This is a genomic window from Enterobacter sp. EC_50 (assembly GCF_019584525.1).
Classification (GTDB): domain Bacteria; phylum Pseudomonadota; class Gammaproteobacteria; order Enterobacterales; family Enterobacteriaceae; genus Enterobacter; species Enterobacter roggenkampii.
On record NZ_VDAF01000003.1, the window covers coordinates 93,322 to 118,429 of the forward strand.

The 25,108-nt window shown below is 54.8% G+C and carries 21 protein-coding genes and 7 tRNA genes; 6 read left to right on the top strand and 22 right to left on the bottom strand.

Features of this window, described 5'->3' with window-relative positions; genetic code table 11:
- Window positions 1-24 precede the first annotated feature (24 nt).
- On the top strand, window positions 25-507 hold the full coding sequence (locus FHC48_RS03735) for a zinc ribbon-containing protein (RefSeq protein WP_045352731.1): 483 nt from the start codon (window positions 25-27) through the stop codon (window positions 505-507).
- Between the two features lie 52 nt (window positions 508-559).
- On the opposite strand, the gene rihA is transcribed toward FHC48_RS03735, so the two are convergent.
- From rihA to miaB, 10 genes are all read right to left on the bottom strand, one after another.
- Window positions 560-1,498 carry a pyrimidine-specific ribonucleoside hydrolase RihA gene (gene rihA, locus FHC48_RS03740; RefSeq protein ID WP_021242576.1) on the bottom strand — a complete coding sequence of 313 codons (939 nt, stop codon included), beginning with the start codon at window positions 1,496-1,498 and terminating at the stop codon, window positions 560-562.
- Between the two features lie 120 nt (window positions 1,499-1,618).
- Complete coding sequence (locus tag FHC48_RS03745) at window positions 1,619-2,344, bottom strand: amino acid ABC transporter ATP-binding protein (RefSeq protein ID WP_014883001.1); 726 nt, start codon at window positions 2,342-2,344, stop codon at window positions 1,619-1,621.
- On the bottom strand, window positions 2,341-3,018 hold the full coding sequence (gltK, locus tag FHC48_RS03750; protein WP_008501047.1) for a glutamate/aspartate ABC transporter permease GltK: 678 nt from the start codon (window positions 3,016-3,018) through the stop codon (window positions 2,341-2,343). The genes FHC48_RS03745 and gltK overlap by 4 nt, the downstream gene beginning before the upstream one ends.
- A complete protein-coding gene (gltJ, locus tag FHC48_RS03755; RefSeq protein WP_008501048.1) occupies window positions 3,018-3,758 on the bottom strand; it encodes a glutamate/aspartate ABC transporter permease GltJ in 741 nt (246 codons plus the stop codon). The genes gltK and gltJ overlap by 1 nt, the downstream gene beginning before the upstream one ends.
- A gap of 155 nt (window positions 3,759-3,913) precedes the next feature.
- A complete protein-coding gene (locus FHC48_RS03760; RefSeq protein WP_008501049.1) occupies window positions 3,914-4,819 on the bottom strand; it encodes an amino acid ABC transporter substrate-binding protein in 906 nt (301 codons plus the stop codon).
- A gap of 400 nt (window positions 4,820-5,219) precedes the next feature.
- Entirely contained in the window at window positions 5,220-6,758 is a 1,539-nt protein-coding gene (gene lnt, locus FHC48_RS03765; protein ID WP_119312016.1) for an apolipoprotein N-acyltransferase, read from the bottom strand.
- 5 nt (window positions 6,759-6,763) lie between these two features.
- Entirely contained in the window at window positions 6,764-7,642 is an 879-nt protein-coding gene (gene corC, locus FHC48_RS03770; RefSeq protein ID WP_021242574.1) for a CNNM family magnesium/cobalt transport protein CorC, read from the bottom strand.
- A gap of 89 nt (window positions 7,643-7,731) precedes the next feature.
- On the bottom strand, window positions 7,732-8,199 hold the full coding sequence (gene ybeY / locus FHC48_RS03775; protein ID WP_008501052.1) for an rRNA maturation RNase YbeY: 468 nt from the start codon (window positions 8,197-8,199) through the stop codon (window positions 7,732-7,734).
- Entirely contained in the window at window positions 8,196-9,242 is a 1,047-nt protein-coding gene (locus FHC48_RS03780) for a PhoH family protein (RefSeq protein ID WP_008501053.1), read from the bottom strand. The genes ybeY and FHC48_RS03780 overlap by 4 nt, the downstream gene beginning before the upstream one ends.
- Window positions 9,243-9,405: 163 nt before the next feature.
- Window positions 9,406-10,830 (bottom strand): tRNA (N6-isopentenyl adenosine(37)-C2)-methylthiotransferase MiaB, encoded by a 1,425-nt coding sequence (gene miaB, locus FHC48_RS03785; RefSeq protein WP_021242573.1) that lies wholly within the window; start codon window positions 10,828-10,830, stop codon window positions 9,406-9,408.
- Window positions 10,831-10,965: 135 nt separating this feature from the next.
- On the opposite strand from miaB, the gene ubiF reads away from it, so the two are divergent.
- Window positions 10,966-12,141: a 3-demethoxyubiquinol 3-hydroxylase gene (gene ubiF / locus FHC48_RS03790; protein WP_059365167.1), complete on the top strand. Its 1,176-nt coding sequence runs from the start codon at window positions 10,966-10,968 to the stop codon at window positions 12,139-12,141.
- Window positions 12,142-12,246: 105 nt separating this feature from the next.
- On the opposite strand, the gene FHC48_RS03795 is transcribed toward ubiF, so the two are convergent.
- From FHC48_RS03795 to FHC48_RS03825, 7 genes are all read right to left on the bottom strand, one after another.
- Window positions 12,247-12,321 (bottom strand) — tRNA-Gln (locus FHC48_RS03795).
- 36 nt (window positions 12,322-12,357) lie between these two features.
- A tRNA-Gln gene (locus tag FHC48_RS03800) sits at window positions 12,358-12,432 on the bottom strand.
- Between the two features lie 42 nt (window positions 12,433-12,474).
- A tRNA-Met gene (locus FHC48_RS03805) sits at window positions 12,475-12,551 on the bottom strand.
- A 17-nt stretch (window positions 12,552-12,568) separates the two neighbouring features.
- Window positions 12,569-12,643, bottom strand: a tRNA-Gln gene (locus tag FHC48_RS03810).
- Between the two features lie 32 nt (window positions 12,644-12,675).
- Window positions 12,676-12,750, bottom strand: a tRNA-Gln gene (locus FHC48_RS03815).
- 23 nt (window positions 12,751-12,773) lie between these two features.
- A tRNA-Leu gene (locus tag FHC48_RS03820) sits at window positions 12,774-12,858 on the bottom strand.
- 9 nt (window positions 12,859-12,867) lie between these two features.
- Window positions 12,868-12,944: transfer RNA gene (locus FHC48_RS03825), tRNA-Met, on the bottom strand.
- A 42-nt stretch (window positions 12,945-12,986) separates the two neighbouring features.
- Here FHC48_RS03825 and FHC48_RS03830 point away from each other — a divergent pair.
- The gene (locus tag FHC48_RS03830) at window positions 12,987-13,181 is read left to right on the top strand and encodes a hypothetical protein (RefSeq protein WP_119312017.1); all 195 of its coding nucleotides are present in this window, start codon (window positions 12,987-12,989) and stop codon (window positions 13,179-13,181) included.
- On the opposite strand, the gene asnB is transcribed toward FHC48_RS03830, so the two are convergent.
- The 5 genes from asnB to nagB all read right to left on the bottom strand — a co-directional run bounded on the left by asnB (window position 13,172) and on the right by nagB (window position 19,117).
- Window positions 13,172-14,836, bottom strand: a complete 1,665-nt coding sequence (gene asnB / locus FHC48_RS03835; protein WP_021242994.1) for an asparagine synthase B — start codon at window positions 14,834-14,836, stop codon at window positions 13,172-13,174. The genes FHC48_RS03830 and asnB overlap by 10 nt on opposite strands.
- Before the next feature lie 249 nt (window positions 14,837-15,085).
- Window positions 15,086-15,838: a ribonucleotide monophosphatase NagD gene (gene nagD / locus FHC48_RS03840; RefSeq protein WP_008501057.1), complete on the bottom strand. Its 753-nt coding sequence runs from the start codon at window positions 15,836-15,838 to the stop codon at window positions 15,086-15,088.
- A gap of 45 nt (window positions 15,839-15,883) precedes the next feature.
- Window positions 15,884-17,104, bottom strand: coding sequence for an N-acetylglucosamine repressor (locus FHC48_RS03845; RefSeq protein ID WP_021242995.1), 1,221 nt, complete (start codon window positions 17,102-17,104; stop codon window positions 15,884-15,886).
- 8 nt (window positions 17,105-17,112) lie between these two features.
- Window positions 17,113-18,261, bottom strand: coding sequence for an N-acetylglucosamine-6-phosphate deacetylase (nagA, locus tag FHC48_RS03850; protein WP_008501059.1), 1,149 nt, complete (start codon window positions 18,259-18,261; stop codon window positions 17,113-17,115).
- 55 nt (window positions 18,262-18,316) lie between these two features.
- Complete coding sequence (gene nagB / locus FHC48_RS03855; RefSeq protein ID WP_008501061.1) at window positions 18,317-19,117, bottom strand: glucosamine-6-phosphate deaminase; 801 nt, start codon at window positions 19,115-19,117, stop codon at window positions 18,317-18,319.
- Between the two features lie 326 nt (window positions 19,118-19,443).
- On the opposite strand from nagB, the gene nagE reads away from it, so the two are divergent.
- From nagE to chiP, 3 genes are all read left to right on the top strand, one after another.
- Window positions 19,444-21,396: a PTS N-acetyl glucosamine transporter subunit IIABC gene (gene nagE / locus FHC48_RS03860; RefSeq protein WP_059365168.1), complete on the top strand. Its 1,953-nt coding sequence runs from the start codon at window positions 19,444-19,446 to the stop codon at window positions 21,394-21,396.
- 179 nt (window positions 21,397-21,575) lie between these two features.
- Entirely contained in the window at window positions 21,576-23,243 is a 1,668-nt protein-coding gene (gene glnS, locus FHC48_RS03865) for a glutamine--tRNA ligase (protein WP_059365169.1), read from the top strand.
- A 446-nt stretch (window positions 23,244-23,689) separates the two neighbouring features.
- A complete protein-coding gene (gene chiP, locus FHC48_RS03870) occupies window positions 23,690-25,087 on the top strand; it encodes a chitoporin ChiP (protein WP_059365170.1) in 1,398 nt (465 codons plus the stop codon).
- The last annotated feature ends 21 nt before the right edge of the window (window positions 25,088-25,108 follow it).

Sequence of the window (25,108 nt, forward strand, 5' to 3'; positions counted from 1 at the left end):
GTTACTTACCCGGGAGGCAAAATGATGAACAAGGTTGCTCAATTTTACCGCGAACTGGTGGCGACACTGACGGAACGGCTGCGTAACGGCGAGCGTGATATCGACGCGCTGGTGGAGCAGGCGCGTGCCCGCGTGTCGCAAACGGGTGAGTTAACGCGAACCGAAGTGGAAGAGGTGACCCGCGCCGTGCGTCGCGATCTGGAAGAGTTCGCGCGCAGCTACCAGGAAAGCCAGGAGGAGGTCACGGACAGCGTTTTCATGCGGGTGATCAAAGAGAGCCTGTGGCAGGAGCTGGCCGATATCACGGATAAAACGCAGCTGGAGTGGCGTGAAGTCTTTCAGGATTTAAACCACCACGGTGTGTACCACAGCGGTGAAGTGGTCGGGCTGGGAAATCTGGTGTGCGAGAATTGCCACTATCATATTGCAGTGTATACGCCGGAGGTCCTGTCGCTGTGTCCGAAATGCGGCCACGATCAGTTCCAGCGTCGGCCGTTTGAACCCTAGGTAAAAGCGCAGGTTTGCGCCCTCTCCCCGTGGGAGAGGGCATCAGGCCGCACTACGCATTATAGTAAGCCAGCCTCTCCGCCAGCAAATCCACAAACGCCTCACGGTCAATATCCACCATCACCGTGGTATTCGGCTTATTTCCCGTCAGCGAGTAGTAGTCCACCACCGTCATCCCCTGGGTGTATTTCCCCTGAGTTTCGACGCCAACCCACCTGTGGACCGTGGTAAACATCTCCGGCTTTAACAGCCAGGCAATGGTGCACGGATCGTGCAGCGGCGCACCGTGGAATCCCCATTTCTCGGCTTTGTGATACTCCATAAAGAAGTCGAGCAGCTCAGCCACGGTTGTCGCGACCGGATTGCCAACGGAGCGGAAGCGCTCAATGTCGTCTGCCATAATCTGCGCGCGATGCGTCACGTCCAGCCCTGCCATCACAACTGGCAGGCCCGACTGGAAGACGATTTCCGCTGCTTCCGGATCGACAAAAATGTTGAACTCTGCGGAAGGCGTCCAGTTTCCCAGGCCCATAGCCCCGCCCATGATGACGATACGAGCGATTTTGCTGTGCAGTTCAGGATGGCTGTTCAGCAGCAGCGCGACGTTGGTTTGCGGTCCCGTTGCCACCAGGGTGACGGGTTCCGCGCTCTCGCGCAGCACCTTTGCCATCAGCTCCACGGCGGTGCAGCTTTGCGGCGTGAAGCCAGGTTCCGGCAGCGCCGGACCGTCCAGCCCGCTTTCGCCATGCACGTTATCCGCAATAATTAATTCACGCATCAGGGGCTTGAGGGCGCCGCCGGCGACAGGAATATCCGTGCGCTTGAGCAGCGTCAGCATGCGCAAAACGTTACGCAGGGTTTTATCCGGCGTCTGGTTTCCGGCAGAAGAGGTGACGGCTTTGACGTCGAGCTCGGGGGAGGCAAGTGCAAGGACGAGCGCGATCGCGTCATCATGACCCGGGTCGCAATCGAAAATTATAGGTTGTGCCATAGCGTTCTCCATTCATAGCGTTATTTTGTGACAAGGTTAACGCTGCAATGGGGCACCGACGAGAAGAAGTGAGCGAAAGCGTGAGGCAGTGCGCAATCCGCAGATTGCGCACTGAGAAGGTTAGTGCAGGATTTTGGCGAGGAAATCTTTCGCACGTTCCGATTTCGGGTTGGCGAAGAATTCCTCTTTCGGGGAATCTTCAACAATTTTCCCTTCGTCCATGAAGATCACGCGGTTGGCCACCTTGCGGGCGAAGCCCATTTCGTGGGTCACCACCATCATGGTCATCCCTTCGTGCGCCAGTTCGACCATTACGTCCAGCACTTCGTTGATCATCTCCGGATCGAGCGCCGACGTGGGCTCATCAAACAGCATGGCAACCGGATCCATGCACAGCGCGCGGGCGATCGCCACACGCTGCTGTTGGCCGCCGGAAAGCTGCGCCGGGAACTTATCGGCATGCGCAGAGAGGCCAACGCGTTCCAGGAGCTTCAGGCCTTTCTCGCGCGACGCTTTTTTATCACGCTTGAGCACTTTCACCTGGGCCAGCGTCAGGTTCTCAATAATGGAGAGGTGAGGGAACAGCTCAAAATGCTGGAACACCATACCAACGTGAGAGCGAAGCTGGGCAAGATTGGTTTTCTTGTCGTTGACTTTGGTGCCGTTGACGACGATCTCACCCTGCTGGACCGGCTCCAGTCCGTTAACGGTTTTGATCAGCGTCGATTTACCGGAACCGGACGGTCCGCACACCACTACCACGTCGCCTTTTTTCACTTCGGTGGAGCAGTCGGTCAGCACCTGAAAGTGCCCATACCATTTCGAAACATTTTTCAGGGAAATCATTGTACCGTCCTTTTCTTCAGCCAGCTGACCAACAGCGACGCGCTTAAACTAATCACAAAATAGACCGCTCCCGCAAAGAGCACCATCTCAACCTGCGTACCATCACGCTCACCGATGGTGGACGCGGTACGGAAGAAGTCTGCCAGGCTCAGCACGTAGACCAGGGACGTATCTTGGAACAGCACAATTCCCTGGGTCAGCAGGAGCGGAACCATGGCGCGAAACGCCTGCGGCAGAATAATGAGCTGCATGGACTGCCAGTGCGTCATCCCCAGCGCCAGCGCGGCGCTGGATTGCCCGCGGGAGATACTCTGAATGCCTGCACGGATAATCTCCGAGTAGTAAGCGGCCTCAAACATTGAGAACGCCACCATCGCCGAGATCAGACGGATATCGGTTTTTGGCGACAGCCCCAGCACGTTTTGCAGGAAGCCGGGCACGATCAGGTAAAACCACAGCAGCACCATTACCAGCGGGATGGAACGGAACACGTTAACGTAGGCGGTCGCAAACCAGGCGAGCGGCTTAAAGCTCGACAGGCGCATGACGGCCAGCAGGGTGCCCCAGACGATACCGACGATAATGGCAATGACGGTGATTTTTAAGGTAATCATCAGTCCATCAAGCAGGTAAGGCATGGATGGAACGATAGAACTCCAGTCAAATTCGTACATTATTTGCCCCCCATGTTGCCCGGCAGGCGAATTTTGCGTTCAACCAGGTTCATCACCAGCATGATGAAAGCGTTAATCAGAACGTAGGCGAGCGTGATCGCGGTGAAGGATTCCCACGCGTGAGCGGAGTAATCCAGCAGCTTGCCCGCCTGCGCGGCCATATCGACCAGGCCGATGGTCGAGGCGATGGCCGAGTTTTTCACCAGGTTCATCATCTCGGAGGTCATCGGCGGAACGATGACGCGGTAGGCGTTAGGCAGCAGCACGTAGCGGTAGGTCTGTGGCAGGGTTAACCCCATCGCCAGACCCGCATTTTTTTGTCCGCGGGGTAATGACTGAATGGCGGCACGCACCTGCTCACAAACGCGCGCAGCGGTAAACAGCCCCAGACACATCATGGAGGAGACAAAGAACTGCACATTCGGATCCAGTTCCGACTTGAACCACATGCCAATATTTTCCGGCAGCAGTTCCGGGATAACCAGATACCAGGTAAAGAATTGCACGATCAGCGGAACGTTACGGAACAGTTCCACGTACAGGGTGCCGAGTGTTGAAAGAAAACGGTTAGGGACGGTGCGCAGAATACCGAACAGAGAACCGACAAGAAACGCGATGATCCACGCCGTTATCGATAATGCCACGGTGACCTGAAAGCCGCTCCACAGCCAGCCAAGATAGGTGGTGTTGCCGAACGGGGCTTGTTGCAGGAATATGCCCCAGTTCCAGTCGATTGACATAATAAACTCCAGAAAAAAAAGGGTAGCAGCGCTACCCTCGAAGATTGGTGAGAAGCTCATTTTTCGCGCTGAGTGGGGAACGACCACTCAACGTATAGTCTGTCCATGCTTCCCGACAATCGAGAGGGCAGGAGATCCCGCCCCTGTTGTTCTAATTAGTTAAGAGCCTTGTCATTTGGAGATTTGAACAGCGCTTTCATGTCGTCTGACAGTTCAAAATTCATGTTCAGGTTTTTTGGTGGAATCGGGTTCTTGAACCATTTGTCGAACCATTTTTCCGCTTCGCCTGAGGTCTGCACCTGGGCGATGGTGTCATCGATCAGCTTTTTGAACTGCGGATCGTCTTTACGCAGCATACAGCCGTAGGCTTCTTTCGACTGCGCGGTACCGACGATATCCCAGTTGTCTGGTTTCTTCGCTTTCGCACGCTCGCCTGCCAGCAGGGCGTCGTCCATCATAAACGCGACGGCACGACCGCTTTCCAGGGTACGGAAGGAGTCGCCATGGTCTTTCGCGCTGATGATGCGCATATCCATTTTCTTCTCGTCGTTCAGCTTGTGCAGCAGCACTTCAGACGTGGTCCCGGAGGTGACAACGACCGCTTTCCCTTTCAGGTCAGCGAAGTCTTTGATCTCACCGCCTTTCTTCGTCAGCAGGCGGGTGCCCACAACAAAGATGGTGTCGGAGAAGGCAGCCTGCTTCTGACGCTCGAGGTTGTTGGTGGTGGAGCCACACTCGAAGTCAAAGGTGCCGTTTTGCAGCAGCGGAATACGGTTCTGTGAAGTGATGGGGATCAGCTTCACCTGCAGGTCAGGTTTGTTCAGCTTTTTCTTCACAGCTTCAACGATGGCGTTGGAGTAATCCTGTGAATAGCCCACGACTTTTTGCGTGTTGTCGTAGTAAGAGAACGGGACAGAAGATTCACGGTGGCCGACCACGATAACGCCGTTTTTGGCAATCTTGTCGAGAGTGCTGCCTGCTGCCGGAGCGTCTTCAGCGTGAACCACGCCTGCGGACATCCCCATAACCAGCATTGCTGTGGCCAGTTTACGTAATTGCATACCCAACTCCTTTTTTATCAGCGCCAGCGACGCATTGATACCCATTGTGATGTTGTTATATCTCGCGCAATGCGAGTGCAGTGTTATGCAAGCTTGTTAACATTTAGTCTGGCTTAATGTAAAGATTTTGCTGCGTTATTGTTTATTTTTGCGAAGCACGCCGCACCATTCAGAGGCAAATATCTCCCGTTGCACCGTTTCGGTGCTACCGATGATCTACGCTGGTGCGACAAAGTTGCACATTAAGCCAAACTGCGTTTACCTGAATAAACAAAGCAATAGGCGTGCCAGAATTGAAGTCTGGAGAGAATTGTCGGGTGGCGCTAACGCTTACCCGACCTACAAAAGCGAAACAGTAGGCCGGGTAAGCGTTAGCGCCACCCGGCAGGAAGAGGAGGGATTATCGACGACGCTGGCGCAGGCTCATCAGCACCGCGCCAAAGCCGAACAGCGCGGTCAGGATCCACAGCGGCCAGTTGCCGGTGCGGGCGTACGGCGTCAGCCCGGTGGTAGGAGTGACGTTGGTGGTCAGCACTTCTCGGGTGAACTGTGGGATCATGGCCTGGATTTCACCCTGCGGACCAATCACGGCGGTGATGCCGTTGTTGGTGCTGCGCAGCAGCGGACGGGCCAGCTCCAGGGAGCGCATGCGTGCCATCTGGAAGTGCTGCCACGGGCCGATTGATTTACCAAACCAGGCATCGTTAGAGATGGTCAGCAAATAGTCCGTATCCGGGCGGAAGTTATCGCGCACCTGCTCGCCTAAGATAATTTCGTAGCAGATGGCCGCCGTCAGGGCTGCGCCGTGCGCATGCAGCTGAGGCTGAACGTACGGTCCGCGGCTGAAGGAGGACATCGGCAGATCGAAGAACGGGGCCAGCGGGCGAAGAATTGACTCCAGCGGCACAAATTCACCAAACGGCACCAGGTGGTTCTTGTTGTACCGGTCAGTGGAGTGGTAGCTGTATTCGCTGTCTTTGCCGAGCGTAATGATGGTGTTGTAGGTGTCGTAGCGGTTCTGCTGATTCAGACGCGCATCGACAATCCCGGTGATCAGCGTACTGCCACGCGAGAGCAGCAGGTCGTTCATCATGTTGAGGAACGGCTGCTGGTTGATCTCCAGATCGGGAATAGCAGACTCCGGCCAGATAATCAGCTGCGATTTACCCATCACCTTTTCGGTGGCGTTGGCGTAGATCTTCAGCGTATTCAGCAGTTCTTTCTCGTCCCACTTCATCGACTGCGGGATATTCCCCTGCACCATGGAGACCTGCATGGCGCGCGCGGGCTCCGGCGTGAACCACTGGATATAGCGCAGCGGGAAGGGCAGGGCGAACAGCACCAGCGCCACAGCCAGCGGTTTCCAGCATCGTGAAACCAGCGCTAATACCAGCAGGCCGCTAACGACCATCAGCAGGAAGTTAATGGCCTCAACGCCCATGACCGGCGCCAGGCCTTTCAGCGGGCCGTCAATCTGACTGTAGCCGAACTGCAGCCACGGGAAGCCGGTCAGCACCCAGCCGCGCAGGAATTCCGTGATCTGCCAGACCACCGGCGCGGCAATGGCAACGCGCAGCCAGGTGGTTTTGGGCCACAGGCGAGAAAGGATGCCGGCGAACAGACCGGTATAGAGCGAGAGATACGCGGCGAGCAGTACCACCAGGAAGACGTTTACCGGGCCCGGCATACCGCCAAACTGGGCGATGCTGACGTAGACCCAGTTAATCCCTGAGCCAAACAGCCCCAGTCCCCAGAAGTAGCCGATAGCGGCAGCCTGCACCGGACGACGATTCAGGGTCAAACCCTGAAGCCCCATCAGGGAGAGAATGGCCGCAGGCCAGATGTCGTAAGGAGAAAAAGCCAGCGTACCGCTGGCTCCGAGTAACAGCGCCAGCAGCAAACGGACGCGCTGGCGTTCAAGCAATGGGGCAAATGCCATTTACATTAATCTTCCAGTTTTGGCACCGGTGAGTCGTCCGGCGTTCTGACGTGAACCTGTATAATACGTCGGCTGTCGGCCATGGCTACTTTGAACTGGTAACCGTCGATGTCAACGGTCTCTCCGCGCGCCGGGAGGTGGCCAAAGGCCTGCATCACCAGCCCGCCAATGGTATCGACCTCTTCATCGCTGAAGTGGGTCCCGAAGGCGTCGTTGAAGTCCTCAATGGAGGCCAGCGCCCGCACGGTCCAGGTGTGGCGGCTGAGCTGACGGAAGTCGATATCCTCTTCTTCGTCGTACTCATCTTCGATTTCGCCCACGATCAGCTCAAGGATATCCTCGATCGTGACCAGACCGGAGACGCCACCAAATTCATCAATAACAATCGCCATGTGGTAACGCTGAGAGCGAAACTCTTTCAGCATCCGATCCACACGTTTACTTTCCGGCACAACCACGGCCTGGCGTAACACTTTTTCCATGCTGAAGGCTTCGGCATCGCTGCGCATAAACGGCAGCAGATCTTTCGCCATCAAAATCCCTTCGATGTGATCTTTGTCTTCGCTGATGACCGGGAAACGCGAGTGGGCGGATTCGATGATGACATCGAGACACTCGTCCAGCGTCTGGTTACGTTTCAGGGTGATCATCTGCGAGCGGGGAATCATGATATCGCGAACGCGCTGGTCGGCGATGTCCATAACCCCTTCGAGCATTTCGCGCGTATCTTCGTCGATAAGGTCGTTTTGCCCGGAATCACGAATCAGCTCCAGCAGTTCATCACGGTTTTTCGGTTCGCCGTGGAAAAGCTGGTTCAGAATGAGGGAGAAAAATCCCTTTTTACTGGTTGTCGTGTCGCTACTGTGTGAATTGTCGTCGCTCATGGCGTTTGTTAAGGGTTCTCTTGTTAGTTCAATGTTTACCGCCACGCGATGTCCTTTCGTGGCGGCAGGGGAGTCAGTCCGGTGACTGACTATTCTTTCTCGGCAATGTACGGATCCTCATAGCCCAGAGCAAGCATTATCTCTGTCTCGAGGGACTCCATCTCTTCCGCTTCGTCGTCTTCAATATGATCGTAGCCGAGCAGATGCAGGCTGCCGTGTACCACCATGTGCGCCCAGTGGGCTTCAAGGGGTTTCTGCTGCTCTTTGGCTTCCTGTTCAACCACCTGGCGGCAGATGATCAGATCGCCCAACAGCGGCATCTCGATGCCCGGCGGGGCTTCGAACGGGAAAGAGAGCACGTTGGTCGGCTTATCTTTCCCGCGATAGGTCAGGTTAAGCTCATGGCTTTCTGCTTCATCCACCAGGCGAATCGTGACTTCTGATTCTTCCTGAAACTGCGGGATAACGGCATCCAGCCATTTCTGAAACTGTGCCTCATCTGGCATGCCGGAATTGTCTTCACAGGCCAGCTGTAAATCGAGGATCACCTGACTCATTTCTGTTCTTGCTCCTGCGCTTCGCGCTTACGTTCTGCGGCCAGTTCGGCCTTACGCTTCTGATCTGCCTCTTCCCAGGCTTCATAAGCGTTAACGATACGCGCGACCACCGGGTGGCGTACCACGTCTTCACTGTGGAAGAAGTTAAAGCTGATTTCATCGACCTCGGCCAGCACTTCGATGGCGTGGCGCAGGCCCGATTTGGTGCTGCGCGGCAGATCGATCTGCGTGACGTCGCCGGTAATCACCGCTTTCGAGTTAAAGCCAATACGCGTCAGGAACATTTTCATCTGTTCGATGGTGGTGTTCTGGCTCTCATCGAGAATGATGAACGCATCGTTCAGCGTACGGCCGCGCATGTAGGCGAGCGGGGCCACTTCGATCACGTTACGCTCAATGAGCTTCTCGACCTTCTCAAAGCCCAGCATTTCGAACAGCGCATCGTATAAAGGACGGAGATACGGGTCGACCTTCTGGCTCAGATCGCCAGGCAGGAAGCCCAGTTTTTCACCGGCTTCAACGGCAGGGCGGGTCAGCAGGATACGCCGGATTTCCTGACGCTCCAGCGCATCGACCGCCGCGGCAACGGCCAGATAGGTTTTACCCGTACCCGCCGGCCCCACGCCGAAGGTGATGTCGTGGTCGAGAATATTGGCGATATACTGCGCCTGGTTTGGCGTACGCGGCTTGATGACGCCACGCTTGGTCTTAATGTTGATTGCCTTGCCATAGTCCGGCACGCTCTCCGCGCTCTGCTCAAGCACGCGCGCCTCTTTAATGGCGAGGTGAATCTGCTCCGGTTCGATATCCTGAATTTCGCCGCGCATGGGGGAGGTGTCGACATACAGGCTACGCAGAATGTCCGCAGCGGCGTTGACGCAGATAGGGCGTCCGGTGAGTTTGAAATGATTATCGCGACGATTGATTTCGATACCCAGACGTCGCTCCAGTTGTTTGATGTTGTCATCAAACGGCCCGCACAGGCTCAGCAGGCGAGCGTTGTCTGCTGGCTCAAGGCTAATTTCACGCGTATCTATGTTCAAACTGTTCCTCTTTGATTGATTAACTGACCCGCTGCCACACGGCGGAATAAAACGGTCATTACCGAAATTATTCACGCCACAGAATAAAGGCGCAAGCGTTGCGGAAGATATTGGGGGCGATGAGAGGAAATACAAGGCCTGCCAAAGCGGCAGGCCTGAAGGATTATGGCTGGTAAATCCCAACGCCAGAATCGTTTTCTTTGCGGGTACGCGAGATCACGGATTCCGGTGACTCTGCGATACGCAGGCCCATTTCGTCTTCGGTGCGGACCACTTTCGCGCGCAGCGAGTTGGTCAGCACCTCGACAATCTCGACGTCCACAAACTTACCGATCATATCCGGGGTGCCTTCAAAGTTCACCACGCGGTTATTTTCCGTACGACCGGAGAGTTCCATAATGCTCTTGCGGGAAGTGCCTTCCACCAGAATGCGCTGTACGGTACCGAGCATGCGGCGGCTCCAGGCGTTAGCCTGCTGGTTGATGCGCTCCTGAAGAATATACAGACGCTGCTTTTTCTCTTCTTCCGGTACATCGTCAACCATATCGGCCGCCGGTGTTCCTGGACGTGCAGAGAAGATGAAGCTGTAGCTGACGTCAAAGTTCACTTCGCCGATGAGCTTCATGGTGCGCTCGAAGTCTTCTGCGGTTTCGCCAGGGAAGCCGACGATAAAGTCGGAGCTAATCTGGATATCCGGACGTGCTTCACGCAGCTTGCGGATGGTGGATTTGTACTCCAACACCGTATGGGGGCGGCCCATCAGGTTCAGCACGCGGTCAGAGCCACACTGAATCGGCAGGTGCAGGAAGCTCACCAGCTCTGGCGTATCGCGATAAACGTCAATGATGTCATCGGTAAATTCCATCGGATGGCTGGTGGTAAAGCGAATGCGGTCGATGCCGTCAATCGCGGCCACCAGACGCAGCAGCTCAGCAAAGCTGCCGGTCGTGCCGTCGTAGTTCTCACCGCGCCAGGCGTTAACATTCTGGCCCAGCAGGTTCACTTCGCGCACACCCTGCGCGGCAAGCTGCGCGATTTCAAACAGAATGTCATCTGCCGGGCGGCTGACCTCTTCACCACGGGTGTACGGCACCACGCAGTACGTGCAGTATTTGTTGCAGCCTTCCATGATGGAGACGAAGGCGGTCGGGCCATCGGCACGCGGCTCCGGCAGACGGTCAAATTTTTCGATTTCCGGGAAGCTGACGTCAACGACCGGGCTACGGTTGCCACGAACCTGATTGATCATCTCAGGCAGACGGTGCAGGGTCTGAGGGCCAAAGACAATGTCCACATACGGGGCTCTCTGGCGGATCAGCTTGCCTTCCTGCGACGCGACGCAGCCGCCCACGCCGATGATCAGGTCCGGATTTTTTCGTTTGAGAAGTTTCCAGCGGCCTAACACGTGAAAGACTTTTTCCTGCGCTTTTTCACGAATTGAACAGGTGTTCAGCAGCAGCACATCGGCTTCTTTCGCATTTTCAGTCAGCTGGTATCCGTGGGTGGTATCCAGCAGATCGGCCATCTTGGATGAATCGTATTCGTTCATCTGACAGCCCCAGGTTTTTATATGGAGTTTTTTAGTCATCGACTTGCTCAGCTCAGGATTGCAAGCCGCGTATTGTAATGCTTTGGTGGGGTTGTGACCAGTATGAAGGTTATGTGTCTCAGGACCGCAAAAATCCGGTAAACTTAAGGGATTCTCCAATAAGGAAAATTGACCATGACACTCCAACACACCGAAGTTGCCGTTGTCGGCGGCGGTATGGTCGGCGGCGCGCTGGCGCTGGGGCTGGCGCAGCAGGGATTTGAGGTAACGGTAATCGAACAGGCGGCTCCGCCAGCCTACGATCCCGCCAGCAAACCGGACGTGCGCATTTCTGCGATCAGCGCGGCATCCGTCGATCTGCTGCGCGGGCTGGGCGTCTGGGAGGCAGTGCAGGCGATGCGCGCGCACCCTTACAGCCGCCTCGAAACCTGGGAGTGGGAAAATGCCCACGTCGCGTTTGATGCCGCTGAGCTAAAGCTGCCGCGCCTGGGCTATATGGTGGAAAACAACGTGCTCCAGCGGGCGCTCTGGCAGGCGCTGGAGGCGCATCCGAAGGTGACGCTGCGCGTGCCAGCGTCGCTTAAGGCGCTGCATCCTCACGAGCGTGGCTATCTACTGACGCTCGACAACGGCGATGAGCTGGCCGTGAAGCTGGTCATCGGGGCGGACGGCGCTAACTCGCAGGTCAGACAGATGGCGGGGATCGGGGTTCATGCCTGGCAGTATGAACAGTCCTGTATGCTGATTACCGCCGAGTGTGAGAATGGGCCGGGCGAAAGCACCTGGCAGCACTTTACGCCGAACGGCCCGCATGCCTTTTTACCGCTGTTTGATAACTGGGCGTCGCTGGTGTGGTACGACAAACCGGCGCGCATTCGTCAGCTGCAGGGGATGAACATGGAACAGCTGCAGCGCGAGATCCTGCTGCACTTCCCGAGCCGTCTGGGGCACGTCACGCCGGTCGCCGCCGGGGCGTTCCCACTCACGCGTCGTCATGCGTTGCAGTATGCCCGCGCAGGCTTAGCGCTGGTGGGGGATGCGGCACACACCATTCATCCGCTGGCTGGGCAGGGCGTGAACCTGGGGTATCGTGACGTCGATGCCTTACTGGATGTCCTGGGCAGCGCCCGCGGACACGCGGAAAACTGGGCCAGCCATCAGGTGCTAAAGCGTTATCAGACGCGACGTATGGCGGATAACTTCATCATGCAGTCGGGGATGGATCTGTTCTATGCGGGGTTCAGCAATGACGTAGCGCCAGTGCGTATTCTGCGTAATATAGGCCTGATGGCCGCGGAACGTTCCGGTGGCCTGAAGCGTCAGGCCCTGAAGTACGCTCTCGGACTCTAAACTTTTTTCCCTCTCCCCGTGGGAGAGGGCCAGGGTGAGGGCATCAGGCCGCACAATTCTGTACAAAAACAAAAAAGCCCGCAGAGCGGGCTATTTTGTTTTAAGTGGCTGGGGTGCAGGGATTCGAACCCCGGAATGCTGGTATCAGAAACCAGAGCCTTACCGCTTGGCGACACCCCAATTGCGTTAAACAAGCTGCTTAACGACTTTATAAATTGGCTGGGGTACGAGGATTCGAACCTCGGAATGCCGGAATCAGAATCCGGTGCCTTACCGCTTGGCGATACCCCAACAATTTTTTCTCATTACCGAAATCGATCGATAATCTCAATTTGGTGGCTACGACGGGATTCGAACCTGTGACCCCATCATTATGAGTGATGTGCTCTAACCAACTGAGCTACGTAGCCAGTACTGCAATCTTCGATGGCTGGGGTACCTGGATTCGAACCAGGGAATGCCGGTATCAAAAACCGGTGCCTTACCGCTTGGCGATACCCCAATACCGCGGAGAACCGCAAAATCGAAGAAATATGGCTGGGGTACCTGGATTCGAACCAGGGAATGCCGGTATCAAAAACCGGTGCCTTACCGCTTGGCGATACCCCATCCGTGCAACGCTTACCCGGGAATGGTGCGGGAGGCGAGACTTGAACTCGCACACCTTGCGGCGCCAGAACCTAAATCTGGTGCGTCTACCAATTTCGCCACTCCCGCAAAAAAAGATGGTGGCTACGACGGGATTCGAACCTGTGACCCCATCATTATGAGTGATGTGCTCTAACCAACTGAGCTACGTAGCCATCTTTTTTTCGCGTTACCTTATCGGCGTTGCGGGGCGCATTATGCGTATAGACCCTTGCAGCGTCAACACCTTTTTCAACGAAAATAGCCGGAATGTGACTGTTTGGTTAGGTTGCGAACAGCGTGACCGAATATTCGGCAATTATTGGTTATTAATCGGTTTTAGCTGTGCAAAAGCGGGGCAAAAAAAATCAGGCCCCGCAGGGCCTGATGATGAAATGCGTGATTATTTGTAGGCTGACTGGTGAACGCCTACCGCACGTCCTGACGGATCGTTCATGGATTTGAACGATTCATCCCATTCAATCGCTTTGGCAGACGAGCAGGCGACGGATGGACCACCCGGCACACACTCTGCAGCGCTCGGTACCGGGAACAGTTCTTCAAAAATTTCACGGTAGAGGTACGCTTCTTTCGAGCCCGGCGTGTTGTACGGGAAGCGGAAGCTTGCGGTTTCCAGCTGTTGGTCAGAAACCTGTTTCGCCGCCACCTCTTTCAGGGTGTCGATCCAGCTGTAGCCTACGCCATCGGAGAACTGCTCTTTCTGACGCCATGCTACGCTCGCCGGCAGGTAGGATTCAAAACATTCACGCAGGATATGTTTTTCCATTTTACCGTTGCCGCACATTTTATCCTGCGGGTTGATGCGCATCGCCACGTCGAGGAATTTCTTATCCAGGAACGGTACACGCGCTTCGACACCCCATGCCGACATCGCTTTGTTGGCACGCGCGCAGTCAAACATATGCAGCGCCTGGAGTTTACGCACGGTCTCTTCGTGCAGCTCTTTGGCATTTGGCGCTTTGTGGAAGTACAGGTAGCCGCCAAACACTTCGTCAGAACCTTCACCGGAGAGCACCATTTTGATGCCCATCGCCTTGATCTTACGCGACATCAGGTACATCGGCGTGGAGGCGCGAATTGTCGTAACGTCATAGGTTTCAATGTGATAGATCACATCGCGGATCGCATCCAGGCCTTCCTGCACGGTGAAGTGAATTTCATGGTGCACGGTGCCGAGGTGGTTTGCCACTTCCTGCGCGGCTTTCAGATCCGGCGCGCCTTCCAGGCCCACGGCAAAGGAGTGCAGCTGTGGCCACCAGGCTTCTGAGCGCTCCTGATCTTCCACGCGACGAGCCGCAAATTTCTTGGTGATCGCGGAGATCACGGAGGAGTCCAGACCGCCGGAGAGCAGCACGCCGTAAGGTACGTCTGACATCAGGTGGCTTTTCACGGAATCTTCCAGCGCCTGACGCAGCTCGGCTTTGTCCGTCACGTTGTCTTTTACCGCGTCGTAGTCGAACCAGTCGCGCTGGTAGTACGGACGGATCTCGCCGTCTTTACTCCACAGGTAGCTGCCTGCCGGGAACTCTTTGATGGTGCGGCAGACCGGCACCAGGGCTTTCATTTCAGACGCAACGTAGAAGTTGCCGTGTTCATCGTGGCCCATGTACAGCGGGATAATACCGATGTGGTCGCGGCCAATCAGGTAGGCGTCTTTTTCGCTGTCGTACAGGGCGAAGGCAAACATACCCTGCAGGTCGTCCAGAAACTCGGGACCTTTCTCCTGATACAGCGCCAGGATCACTTCACAGTCGGACCCGGTCTGGAACGCGTAGCGGTCGCCGTACTCGGCGCGCAGCGCCTGGTGGTTATAGATCTCACCGTTGACAGCCAGCGCGTGCGTTTTTTTCTCGTTATACAGCGGCTGTGCACCGGCGTTGACGTCAACAATAGACAGACGTTCGTGAGCCAGAATTGCTTTGTCACTGGCGTAAACGCCTGACCAGTCCGGGCCGCGATGGCGCATCAGGCGGGACAGTTCGAGTGCCTTTTTACGCAGTTCGCCCGCGTCAGTTTTAATATCCAGTACGCCAAAAATTGAACACATAACCTTCTCCGTTAACCCTGTTGCTTTGTAATGTTGCTTGCTTATGAAAATGCCGCAAAGGGGCAGGGCGCGCAAGCGTTTTACGGGCGAAAACGGAAATAGTGCAATGGTGGTTGCAGATCGGTGAAAAACGCGTATGTCATGAGCGCTTTTATTGAGGATTATGCAATGAAAGTGCTTTTTCGTTAGATGTAGTTATGTTTTGCAGGTGAGAAAATAAAAAACCACGCCCTGAGGCGTGGTTTGGTATCAGATGATGTCAATTTCATCGACGGAGGGGTAAATCCAGCTTGGGCGGAACGGCATTGAGTCAATGTCATCAAGCTGAGAGACCCCAGAGAGCACCAGAATCGTCTCCAGACCGGCCTGGAAACCGGCCAGAATATCGGTGCGCAGGTTGTCGCCGACAATCACGGTCTCTTCAGAGTGGGCCTGCATCTTGTTGAGCGCGGCGCGAATGATCCACGGGCTGGGCTTGCCGACATAGAACGGCTTGCGCCCGGAGATCTTCTCGATACCGGCACACAGCGCGCCGCAGGCCGGATAAAAACCGCGACCGTGGGTATCCGGGTTGGTCGCAATAAAGCGCGCGCCGTTAGCCACAAAGAAGGATGCCTTATGCATCATCTCCCAGTTGTAGGAACGCGTTTCACCTACAATCACAAAGTCCGGGTTGACGTCGGTGATGGTAAAGCCCGCTTTATACAGCTCATGGATCAGCGCGCCTTCACCGACCACATAGGCTTTTTTTCCTTCCTGACGCTTCAGAAAATCCGCCGTGGCCATCGCCGAGGTATAAAACACGCTGTCCGGGACGTCGACCCCCGCCGTGGCAAAGCGGTTTGCCAGATCCTGACCGGTCTGAGAAGGGTAGTTCGTGAGAAGAACCAGAGGCATTCCTTTGTCGATGATGCGGTGAAGAAACTCCGCAGCACCCGGCACGGCAACGTTGTCGTGCATCAGCACGCCGTCGATATCACAAATTACATTCTTAATGGTCATGGACAGTCCGACATCAAAAAAAGAAGGCGTTACTATAAGGTCCGATCAACTTTCCAGCAAATGCTGCAGCAGAATTCCGTTGAGCATGGCGCGTTTGACCAGCGCGAACGCGCCAATCGCCGAACGATGGTCAAGCTTTGAACGAACCACCGGAAGATTCTGGCGGAATGCTTTCAGCGCCTGGGTGTTAATACAGCCTTCAATCGCGGGGAGCAGCACCTTTTCCGCCTCCACAATTTCACCGGCGATCACCACTTTTTGTGGGTTAAACAGGTTAATGGCGATGGCGATGGTTTTCCCCAGATGGCGCCCCACCTGCTCGATCACTTCACAGGCCAGCGCGTCGCCTTTATTGGCGGCTTTGCAGATGGTGCCTATCTTGCAGTCGTCCAGCGTGACGCGGCTTTGGTACCCCTGTTCAAGCAGATGGCGAACGCGCTGCTCGATGGCGGTGTTGGCGGCAATGGTTTCAAGGCAGCCAAAGTTGCCGCAGTGGCAGCGCTCCCCGAGCGGTTCAACCTGAATGTGGCCGATCTCACCGACGTTACCGTTGCGACCGATAAAAATTCGGCCGTTAGAGATAATGCCTGCGCCCGTACCGCGGTGAACGCGCACCAGAATAGAGTCTTCACAGTCCTGGCTCGCACCAAAGTAGTGCTCTGCCAGCGCCAGAGAGCGAATATCGTGGCCCACAAAGCAGGTCACTTTAAAGCGCTTTTCCAGCGCGTCGACCAGCCCCCAGTTTTCAACCTGAATGTGCGGCATATAGCGGATCACGCCGCTTTCCGGGTCGACCAGACCGGGCAGAATCACCGAGATGGCGATGAGTTCGCGGATCTTGCGCTGACAGCTTTCAATAAACTGCGCGATGGTATTCAGCAGCGCATGCTCCAGCGTCTCCTGGGTGCGTTCCGGAAGGGGATAGTGCTCTTCCGCAATGGCTTTACTGCTCAGATCGTACAGCGTGAGCGTGGTGTCATGACGGCCCAGACGGACGCCAATTGCCTGAAAATTGCGGGTTTCGGTAATAATGGAGATAGCGCGGCGGCCCCCGGTGGAGGCCTGCTGATCGACTTCTTTGATCAAACCGCGCTCAATGAGCTGGCGGGTAATTTTTGTCACGCTGGCGGGAGCAAGCTGGCTTTGTTCGGCTATCTGAATACGTGAGATTGGCCCGTGTTGGTCAATCAGGCGATATACCGCCGCGCTGTTAAGCTGTTTAACGAGATCGACATTACCGATTTGAGCTTGTCCGCCAGGTGTCATACTTTTACTTACTCAGTGACGACCTCGTTACCATTAACGATGGTCTTAATAATTTTATAATCGTGTGTGAATGCCGTCAGGTTTGCAACCATACCTGGTGCAATTCCGCCAAGCTGTTTATCCACGCCGATAGCGCGCGCAGGATAAAGGGTGGCCATGCGCAGGACTTCATCAAGCGCAATCCCGCAATGCTCAACCAGGTTACGCACCCCTTCAATCATGGTCAAAGAGGAACCGCTCAGCGTACCGTTTTCATCCACACACAGTCCATTGCGGTAGTATATTGTTTTACCGGCAAAAATGAACTGCTCAATATTTGCACCTGCCGGTGCGGTAGCGTCCGTTACCAGGCAGAGCTTGTCACCTTTCAGCCGCTTGGCGTTGCGAATGTTGGTGTAATCAACGTGTAAGCCGTCCGCGATAATGCCGCAGTAAACGTCTGGCTCATCCAGAATCGCGCCAACCAGACCCGGTTCACGACCTGTGATGTATGGCATGGCGTTATACAGGTGCGTCGCAAAGGTAATGCCCGCACGGAAACCGGCTTTCGCTTCTTTCAGCGTGGCATTTGAGTGGCCCGCTGAAACCACAATTCCGGCGGCGGCCAGCTTGCTGATGACGTCCGTGCCGGTCATTTCCGGTGCCAGCGTCACCTTGGTGATCACATCGGCGTTGGCACACATGTAGTCAACCAGCTCCGCATCAGGTTTACGCACGTAGTCCGGGTTATGCGTTCCTTTCTTGACCATGTTCAGCCATGGCCCTTCCAGGTGCAGACCGAGCGCCTGATTCGGATGTTTGGCCAGGTATTCGCGCATCACGCGGATACCCTGCTTCATCAGGTCATCACTGCTGGTGATGAGCGTTGGCAGATAGCTGGTGCAGCCCGATTTCTCGTTTGCTTTCTGCATGATCTCCAGCGTTTCGACCGTTACCGCATCGGCGGTATCATTGAATTGCACACCGCCGCAGCCGTTGAGCTGTACGTCGATGAAACCGGGGGAGATTACTGCTCCATTGAGTGAGCGCTGTTCAATCTCCGGCGGCAGTTCTGCCAGCGGGCAAACACGTTCAATCAGGCCATTCGCGATAACAATCGCGTGGTCATCCAGAATTTCATGGCCGGTATAAATCCGACCGTGGGTTAAAGCGTACATAACGACCCCCGGTTAAAAAAAGCGGCCGCCTCTTGAGAAAGAGGCGGTTATTCAATTACAGACCTTTGATGTTCTCGGCTTCTAACTCGTTGAAGTATTTCAGCGTTTTAACCTTCAGCTCCATCGTGGACGGTTCGTCACAGACGATGACGGATTTAGGATGCAGCTGCAGACAGCTGATGGTCCACATATGGTTAACGTTGCCTTCAACAGCAGCCTGGAGCGCCTGCGCTTTCACGCCGCCCAGCACCAGAATCATCACTTCTTCAGCATCCAGCAGGGTGCCTACGCCTACGGTCAGGGCGTATTTTGGAACCTGGTTAACGTCACCGTCAAAGAAGCGGGAGTTCGCCACGCGCGTGTCATGGGTCAGCGTTTTAATACGGGTACGGGAAGCCAGAGAGGACGCCGGTTCGTTAAACGCGATATGACCATCATTACCTACACCACCCATGAACAGGTGGATTTTACCGTAGGAACGGATTTTTTCTTCATACTGACGGCATTCTGCGTCAATATCCGGCGCGTTTCCATTCAGCAGGTTAATATTTTCAGCTGGGATATCAACGTGATCAAAGAAATTGCGGTGCATAAAGCTATGGTAGCTTTCCGGGTGGTCTTTCGGTAAGCCAACGTATTCATCCATATTGAAGGTCACAACATGTTTGAAGCTAACCTGGCCTGCTTTATGCATCTCAACCAGCGCCTTGTAAGCGGTCAGCGGTGTGCCGCCGGTTGGAAGGCCCAGAACGAAAGGACGATCGGCGGTCGGTTTGAACGCGTTAATGCGGTTTACGATATGGCGAGCGGCCCATTTACCAACTTGTTCTGCAGTTGCCAGGGGAATCAGTCTCATTGTTCACCTCAAAGTTTAAGTAGAAGAGTGGGCGGATGGCTTCGGAACCTGATACTAAAGCGTAACCTGGAAACTTTCAGGCCGGATCAATCCGTCTTGATTTTTTGAATGATAAAATAAGTTTTCACTGTTAGCCAGTGTAAGGGAGGGCTGAATACGATATTTGGTGACAAAAATCACAAAAAATAGGTGTTTAATTTGCGATACGAATTAATTTTTCACACACTCAGACTGCCAGTGAATTATCAACGGTATCTATCGTTCGTGACACAATAAAAACATAGTTTATGCGCGAGCCTGAAAATGGGTCTCGTAGGGGGAATAGGATGAATATTTTAGGTTTTTTCCAGCGCCTCGGTAGGGCTTTGCAGCTCCCTATCGCCGTGCTACCGGTTGCAGCGCTGCTGCTGCGATTCGGGCAACCCGATCTTCTTAACGTACCGTTTATTGCTCAGGCTGGCGGTGCCATTTTTGACAACCTGGCGCTGATTTTCGCCATCGGTGTTGCCTCTAGCTGGTCAAAAGACAGCGCGGGTGCCGCAGCGCTGGCAGGGGCAGTCGGTTATTTCATCCTGACGAAAGCGATGGTAACCATTAACCCAGAAATCAACATGGGCGTGCTGGCAGGTATCATTACCGGTCTGGTCGGTGGTGCTGTGTACAACCGCTGGGCAAACATTAAGCTGCCAGACTTCCTGAGTTTCTTTGGCGGCAAACGTTTCGTGCCGATCGCGACAGGTTTCTTCTGTCTGGTTCTGGCCGCTATCTTTGGCTACGTCTGGCCACCGGTACAGCATGCGATCCATGCGGGTGGTGAGTGGATTGTTTCAGCGGGTGCACTTGGCTCAGGTATCTTTGGTTTTATCAACCGTCTGCTGATCCCAACCGGTCTGCATCAGGTGCTGAACACTATCGCATGGTTCCAGATTGGTGAGTTCACCAATGCTGCGGGCACCGTATTCCACGGCGACATCAACCGCTTCTACGCGGGTGACGGCACCGCAGGCATGTTCATGTCTGGCTTCTTCCCAATCATGATGTTTGGTCTGCCGGGCGCTGCGCTGGCAATGTACCTGGCTGCGCCAAAAGCGCGTCGCCCAATGGTTGGCGGCATGCTGCTGTCCGTTGCGATTACCGCGTTCCTGACCGGTGTAACCGAGCCGCTGGAATTCCTGTTCATGTTCCTGGCGCCGGTGCTGTACCTCATGCATGCGGTCCTGACCGGTATCAGCCTGTTTGTGGCGACCCTGCTGGGCATCCATGCTGGCTTCTCCTTCTCTGCAGGCGCGATCGACTACGTGTTGATGTACAACCTGCCGGCGGCAAGCAAGAACGTCTGGATGCTGGTGGTAATGGGTCTGGTCTTCTTCGTCATCTACTTCGTGCTGTTCACTGCGGTTATTCGTATGTTTAACCTCAAAACGCCGGGCCGCGAAGACACCAAAGACGAAGTGGTCACCAACGAAGCCAACAGCAACACCGAAGAGGGTCTGACCCAGCTGGCGACCAGCTATATCGCTGCCGTTGGGGGGACTGACAACCTGAAAGCCATTGATGCCTGCATCACCCGTCTGCGTCTGACGGTAGGTGACTCGGCGCGCGTCAGCGACGCAATGTGTAAACGCCTTGGTGCATCGGGCGTGGTTAAACTGAACAAACAAACTATCCAGGTTATCGTGGGTGCCAAAGCGGAATCCATCGGTGACGAAATGAAGAAAGTGGTTGCCCGCGGTCCGGTCGCGGCGGCATCAACCGACAGCGCACCTGCGTCGACGGCTGCCCCGGTAGCGAAACCGCAGGCTGTGGCAAACGCCGTGACGGTGGCCGCGCTGGTCTCTCCGGTAACGGGTGATGTCGTTGACCTTGAGCAGGTACCTGACGAAGCGTTCGCCAGCAAAGCGGTCGGTGACGGTGTGGCGGTGAAACCAACGGATAAAACCGTGGTGTCTCCTGCTGCCGGTACCATCGTGAAAATCTTCAACACCAACCACGCGTTCTGCCTCGAAACCGAAAAGGGTGCGGAGATCGTTGTCCACATGGGTATCGATACCGTTGCGCTGAATGGTCAGGGCTTTACTCGCCTGGTGGAAGAGGGCGCTGAAGTGGTGGCCGGGCAGCCGATTCTGGAAATAGATCTGGACTTCCTGAATGCCAACGCGCGTTCCATGATTAGCCCGGTGGTTTGCAGCAACATTGACGACTTCAGCGGTCTGGTCATCCAGGCGAAAGGTCAGGTTGTTGCGGGTCAAACCCCGCTGTATGAGATTAAAGGCAAGTAATCGCTCCTGAGTAGAGTCATGCCTTAAGTGGCGGGGGATATCCTCCGCCGCTTTTTTTTGCAGCAAATGCCCCCATTATTTTCATCTGATACGTATTTTCCGTAACTAAGGGTTGTCACTACGTCCGGCTTATAAGATCATATGCCGTTATACGTTGTTTACGCTTTGAGGAATCCACGATGAGTGAGGCAGAAGCCCGCCCGAGTAACTTTATTCGTCAGATCATCGATGAAGATCTGGCCAGTGGTAAGCACACCACAATTCATACCCGTTTCCCGCCGGAGCCGAATGGCTACCTGCATATCGGGCATGCGAAGTCCATCTGCCTGAACTTTGGCATTGCGCAAGACTACCAGGGACAGTGCAACCTGCGTTTCGATGACACCAACCCAGTAAAAGAAGACATCGAATACGTTGAGTCCATCAAAAATGACGTGCAATGGCTGGGCTTCAACTGGTCTGGCGATATCTGCTACTCCTCTGACTATTTTGATCAGCTGTATGCCTACGCGGTAGAGCTCATCAACAAAGGTCTGGCGTATGTAGACGAACTGTCTGCAGATGAGATCCGTGAATACCGCGGTACGCTGACCGCACCGGGTAAAAACAGCCCGTTCCGCGATCGCAGCGTGGAAGAGAACCTGGCGCTGTTTGAAAAAATGCGTGCCGGTGGCTTCGAAGAGGGCAAAGCGTGCCTGCGTGCCAAAATCGATATGGCGTCTCCGTTCATCGTGATGCGCGATCCGGTGCTGTACCGCATCAAGTTCGCAGAACACCACCAGACCGGCAACAAGTGGTGCATCTACCCGATGTACGACTTCACCCACTGCATCAGCGATGCGCTGGAAGGCATCACCCACTCGCTGTGTACGCTGGAGTTCCAGGACAACCGTCGTCTGTACGACTGGGTGCTGGATAACATCACCATTTCTGTGCATCCGCGTCAGTACGAGTTCTCTCGTCTGAATCTGGAATACACCGTGATGTCCAAGCGTAAGCTGAACCTGCTGGTCACCGACAAGCACGTTGAGGGCTGGGACGACCCGCGTATGCCAACCATCTCTGGTCTGCGCCGCCGTGGCTACACCGCGGCGTCAATCCGTGAGTTCTGCAAGCGTATCGGCGTGACCAAGCAGGACAACACCATTGAGATGGCGTCTCTGGAATCCTGCATTCGTGAAGACCTCAATGAAAATGCCCCGCGCGCGATGGCTGTTATCGACCCGGTGAAGCTGGTTATCGAAAACTATCCGCAGGGCGAGAGCGAGCTGGTCTCCATGCCTAACCATCCGAACAAACCGGAAATGGGAAGCCGCGACGTGCCGTTCAGCGGCGAGATCTGGATTGACCGCGCTGACTTCCGTGAAGAAGCCAACAAGCAGTACAAGCGTCTGGTGCTGGGTAAAGAAGTGCGTCTGCGTAATGCTTACGTCATCAAAGCCGAGCGCGTTGAAAAAGATGCGGAAGGGAATATCACCACCATCTTCTGTTCTTATGACGCTGAGACGCTGAGTAAAGATCCGGCGGATGGCCGCAAGGTGAAAGGCGTTATCCACTGGGTGAGCGCATCCCACGCGCTGCCGGTAGAGATTCGTCTGTACGATCGCCTGTTCAGCGTGCCTAACCCAGGTGCGGCGGAAGACTTCCTGGCGACCATCAACCCGGAATCTTTGGTGATCAAGCAGGGTTATGCGGAGCCTTCTCTGAAAGCGGCTGAAGCAGGCAAAGCGTTCCAGTTCGAACGTGAAGGGTACTTCTGCCTGGACAGCCGTCACAGCACGGCGGAAAAACCGGTATTTAACCGTACCGTGGGTCTGCGTGATACCTGGACGAAGATCGGCGAATAATATTGCTGCTCTGGTCAATGAGAAACAAACGCCGCATTATGCGGCGTTTTTTTATTTAACGATCAGAGTATTAAGCCAGGGGTTAAAGTGGCGTCATGAAAATAACAGGTCAATGAGGTGCTACTTATTTTTTAAAAAAAAGTTTGTGCCATTACGAAATTCAAAAGGGTTATAAAAAAGGAAACCGATCCCACGCCTGGACACTGAAATAGCTGAGAATTTCCCGTCATTCCTCGCCTTCCTGTAAATGTTACAAAGCACTACCAATTATGTGCACTTCGTCATAATCCTGACTTTTGCCCGCTGAAAAGCATTGATAATTCGCGTCGCGAAAAATAACCTAAAGACGGTAGTTAATTCGAGGGTATTTAACACTACCCCTGACCATTTGGTCTTTTTTATTTACGCCGTTTCAGGCGTTTTAATTCGTCAAAGAGGAATAATCTATGCGTACGCTCAGTGGCAAACGTAGTGCGCTGGCGCTGGCTATTGCCGGTGTGACAGCAATGTCGGGCCTGGTGATTGCGCCAGAGGCAAAAGCAGCGGGTTTCATCGAAGATTCTACCCTCACGGGCGGTATTTATTACTGGCAGCGTGAGCGTGACCGTAAAGACGTCACTGAAGATAAATACAAAACCAACCTCTCGCACTCCACCTGGAACGCCAACCTGGACTTCCAGTCAGGCTACGCCGCGGATATGTTCGGTCTGGATATCGCCGCGTTCACCGCGATCGAAATGGCGGAAAACGGCGACAGCGGCCACCCGAACGAAATCGCCTTCTCCTCCAGCAACAAAGCCTATGATGAAGACTGGTCCGGGGATAAGAGCGGTATCAGCCTTTACAAAGCCGCAGCGAAATTCAAATACGGCCCGGTCTGGGCGCGTGGGGGCTATATTCAGCCAACCGGCCAGACGCTGTTAGCCCCACACTGGAGCTTTATGCCGGGTACCTATCAGGGTGCAGAAGCCGGGGCTAACTTTGACTACGGTGACGCAGGTGCGCTGAGCTTCTCCTATATGTGGACCAACGAGTACAAAGCACCGTGGCACATTGAAATGGACAAGTTCTACCAGAACGATAAGAAAACCAAAGTCGATTACCTCCACTCGCTGGGTGCGAAATACGACTTCAAAAACGATCTGGTTCTCGAAGCGGCATTCGGCCAGGCGCAAGGGTATATCGATCAATACTTTGCCAAGGCCAGCTATAAGTTTGATATTGCGGGTAGCCCGCTGAGTACCAGCTACCAGTTCTACGGTACGCGCGACAAAGTCAGTAACGGTGGCGTCAATGATATCTACGACGGCACCGCGTGGCTGCAGGCGTTAACCTTCGGCTACAAGGTCGGTCAGGTTGATTTGCGTCTGGAAGGCACATGGGTGAAAGCAGAAGGGCAGCAGGGCTACTTCCTGCAGCGTATGACCCCGACCTATGCTTCCTCCAACGGTCGTCTTGATATCTGGTGGGATAACCGCTCCGACTTCAACGCCGACGGTGAGAAAGCGGTCTTCTTCGGCGCGATGTATGACCTGAAAAACTGGAACCTGCCGGGCTGGGCCGTGGGCGCTTCTTACGCTTACGCCTGGGATGCAAAACCTGCCGACATGGCAACACCGGATGCTTACTACGATCCAAACTATCGCCTGAAAGAGTCTTCCTACAGCCTGGATGCTATCTATACCCTGCAGGATGGCCGCGCGAAAGGCACGATGTTCAAACTGCACTTCACCCAGTACGACAACCACTCCGATATCCCGAGCTACGCGGGCGGTTACGGCAACATCTTCCAGGATGAACGTGACGTGAAATTCATGGTTATCGCACCGTTCACCATCTTCTGATGAATCGTCCGGCGGGTTAGA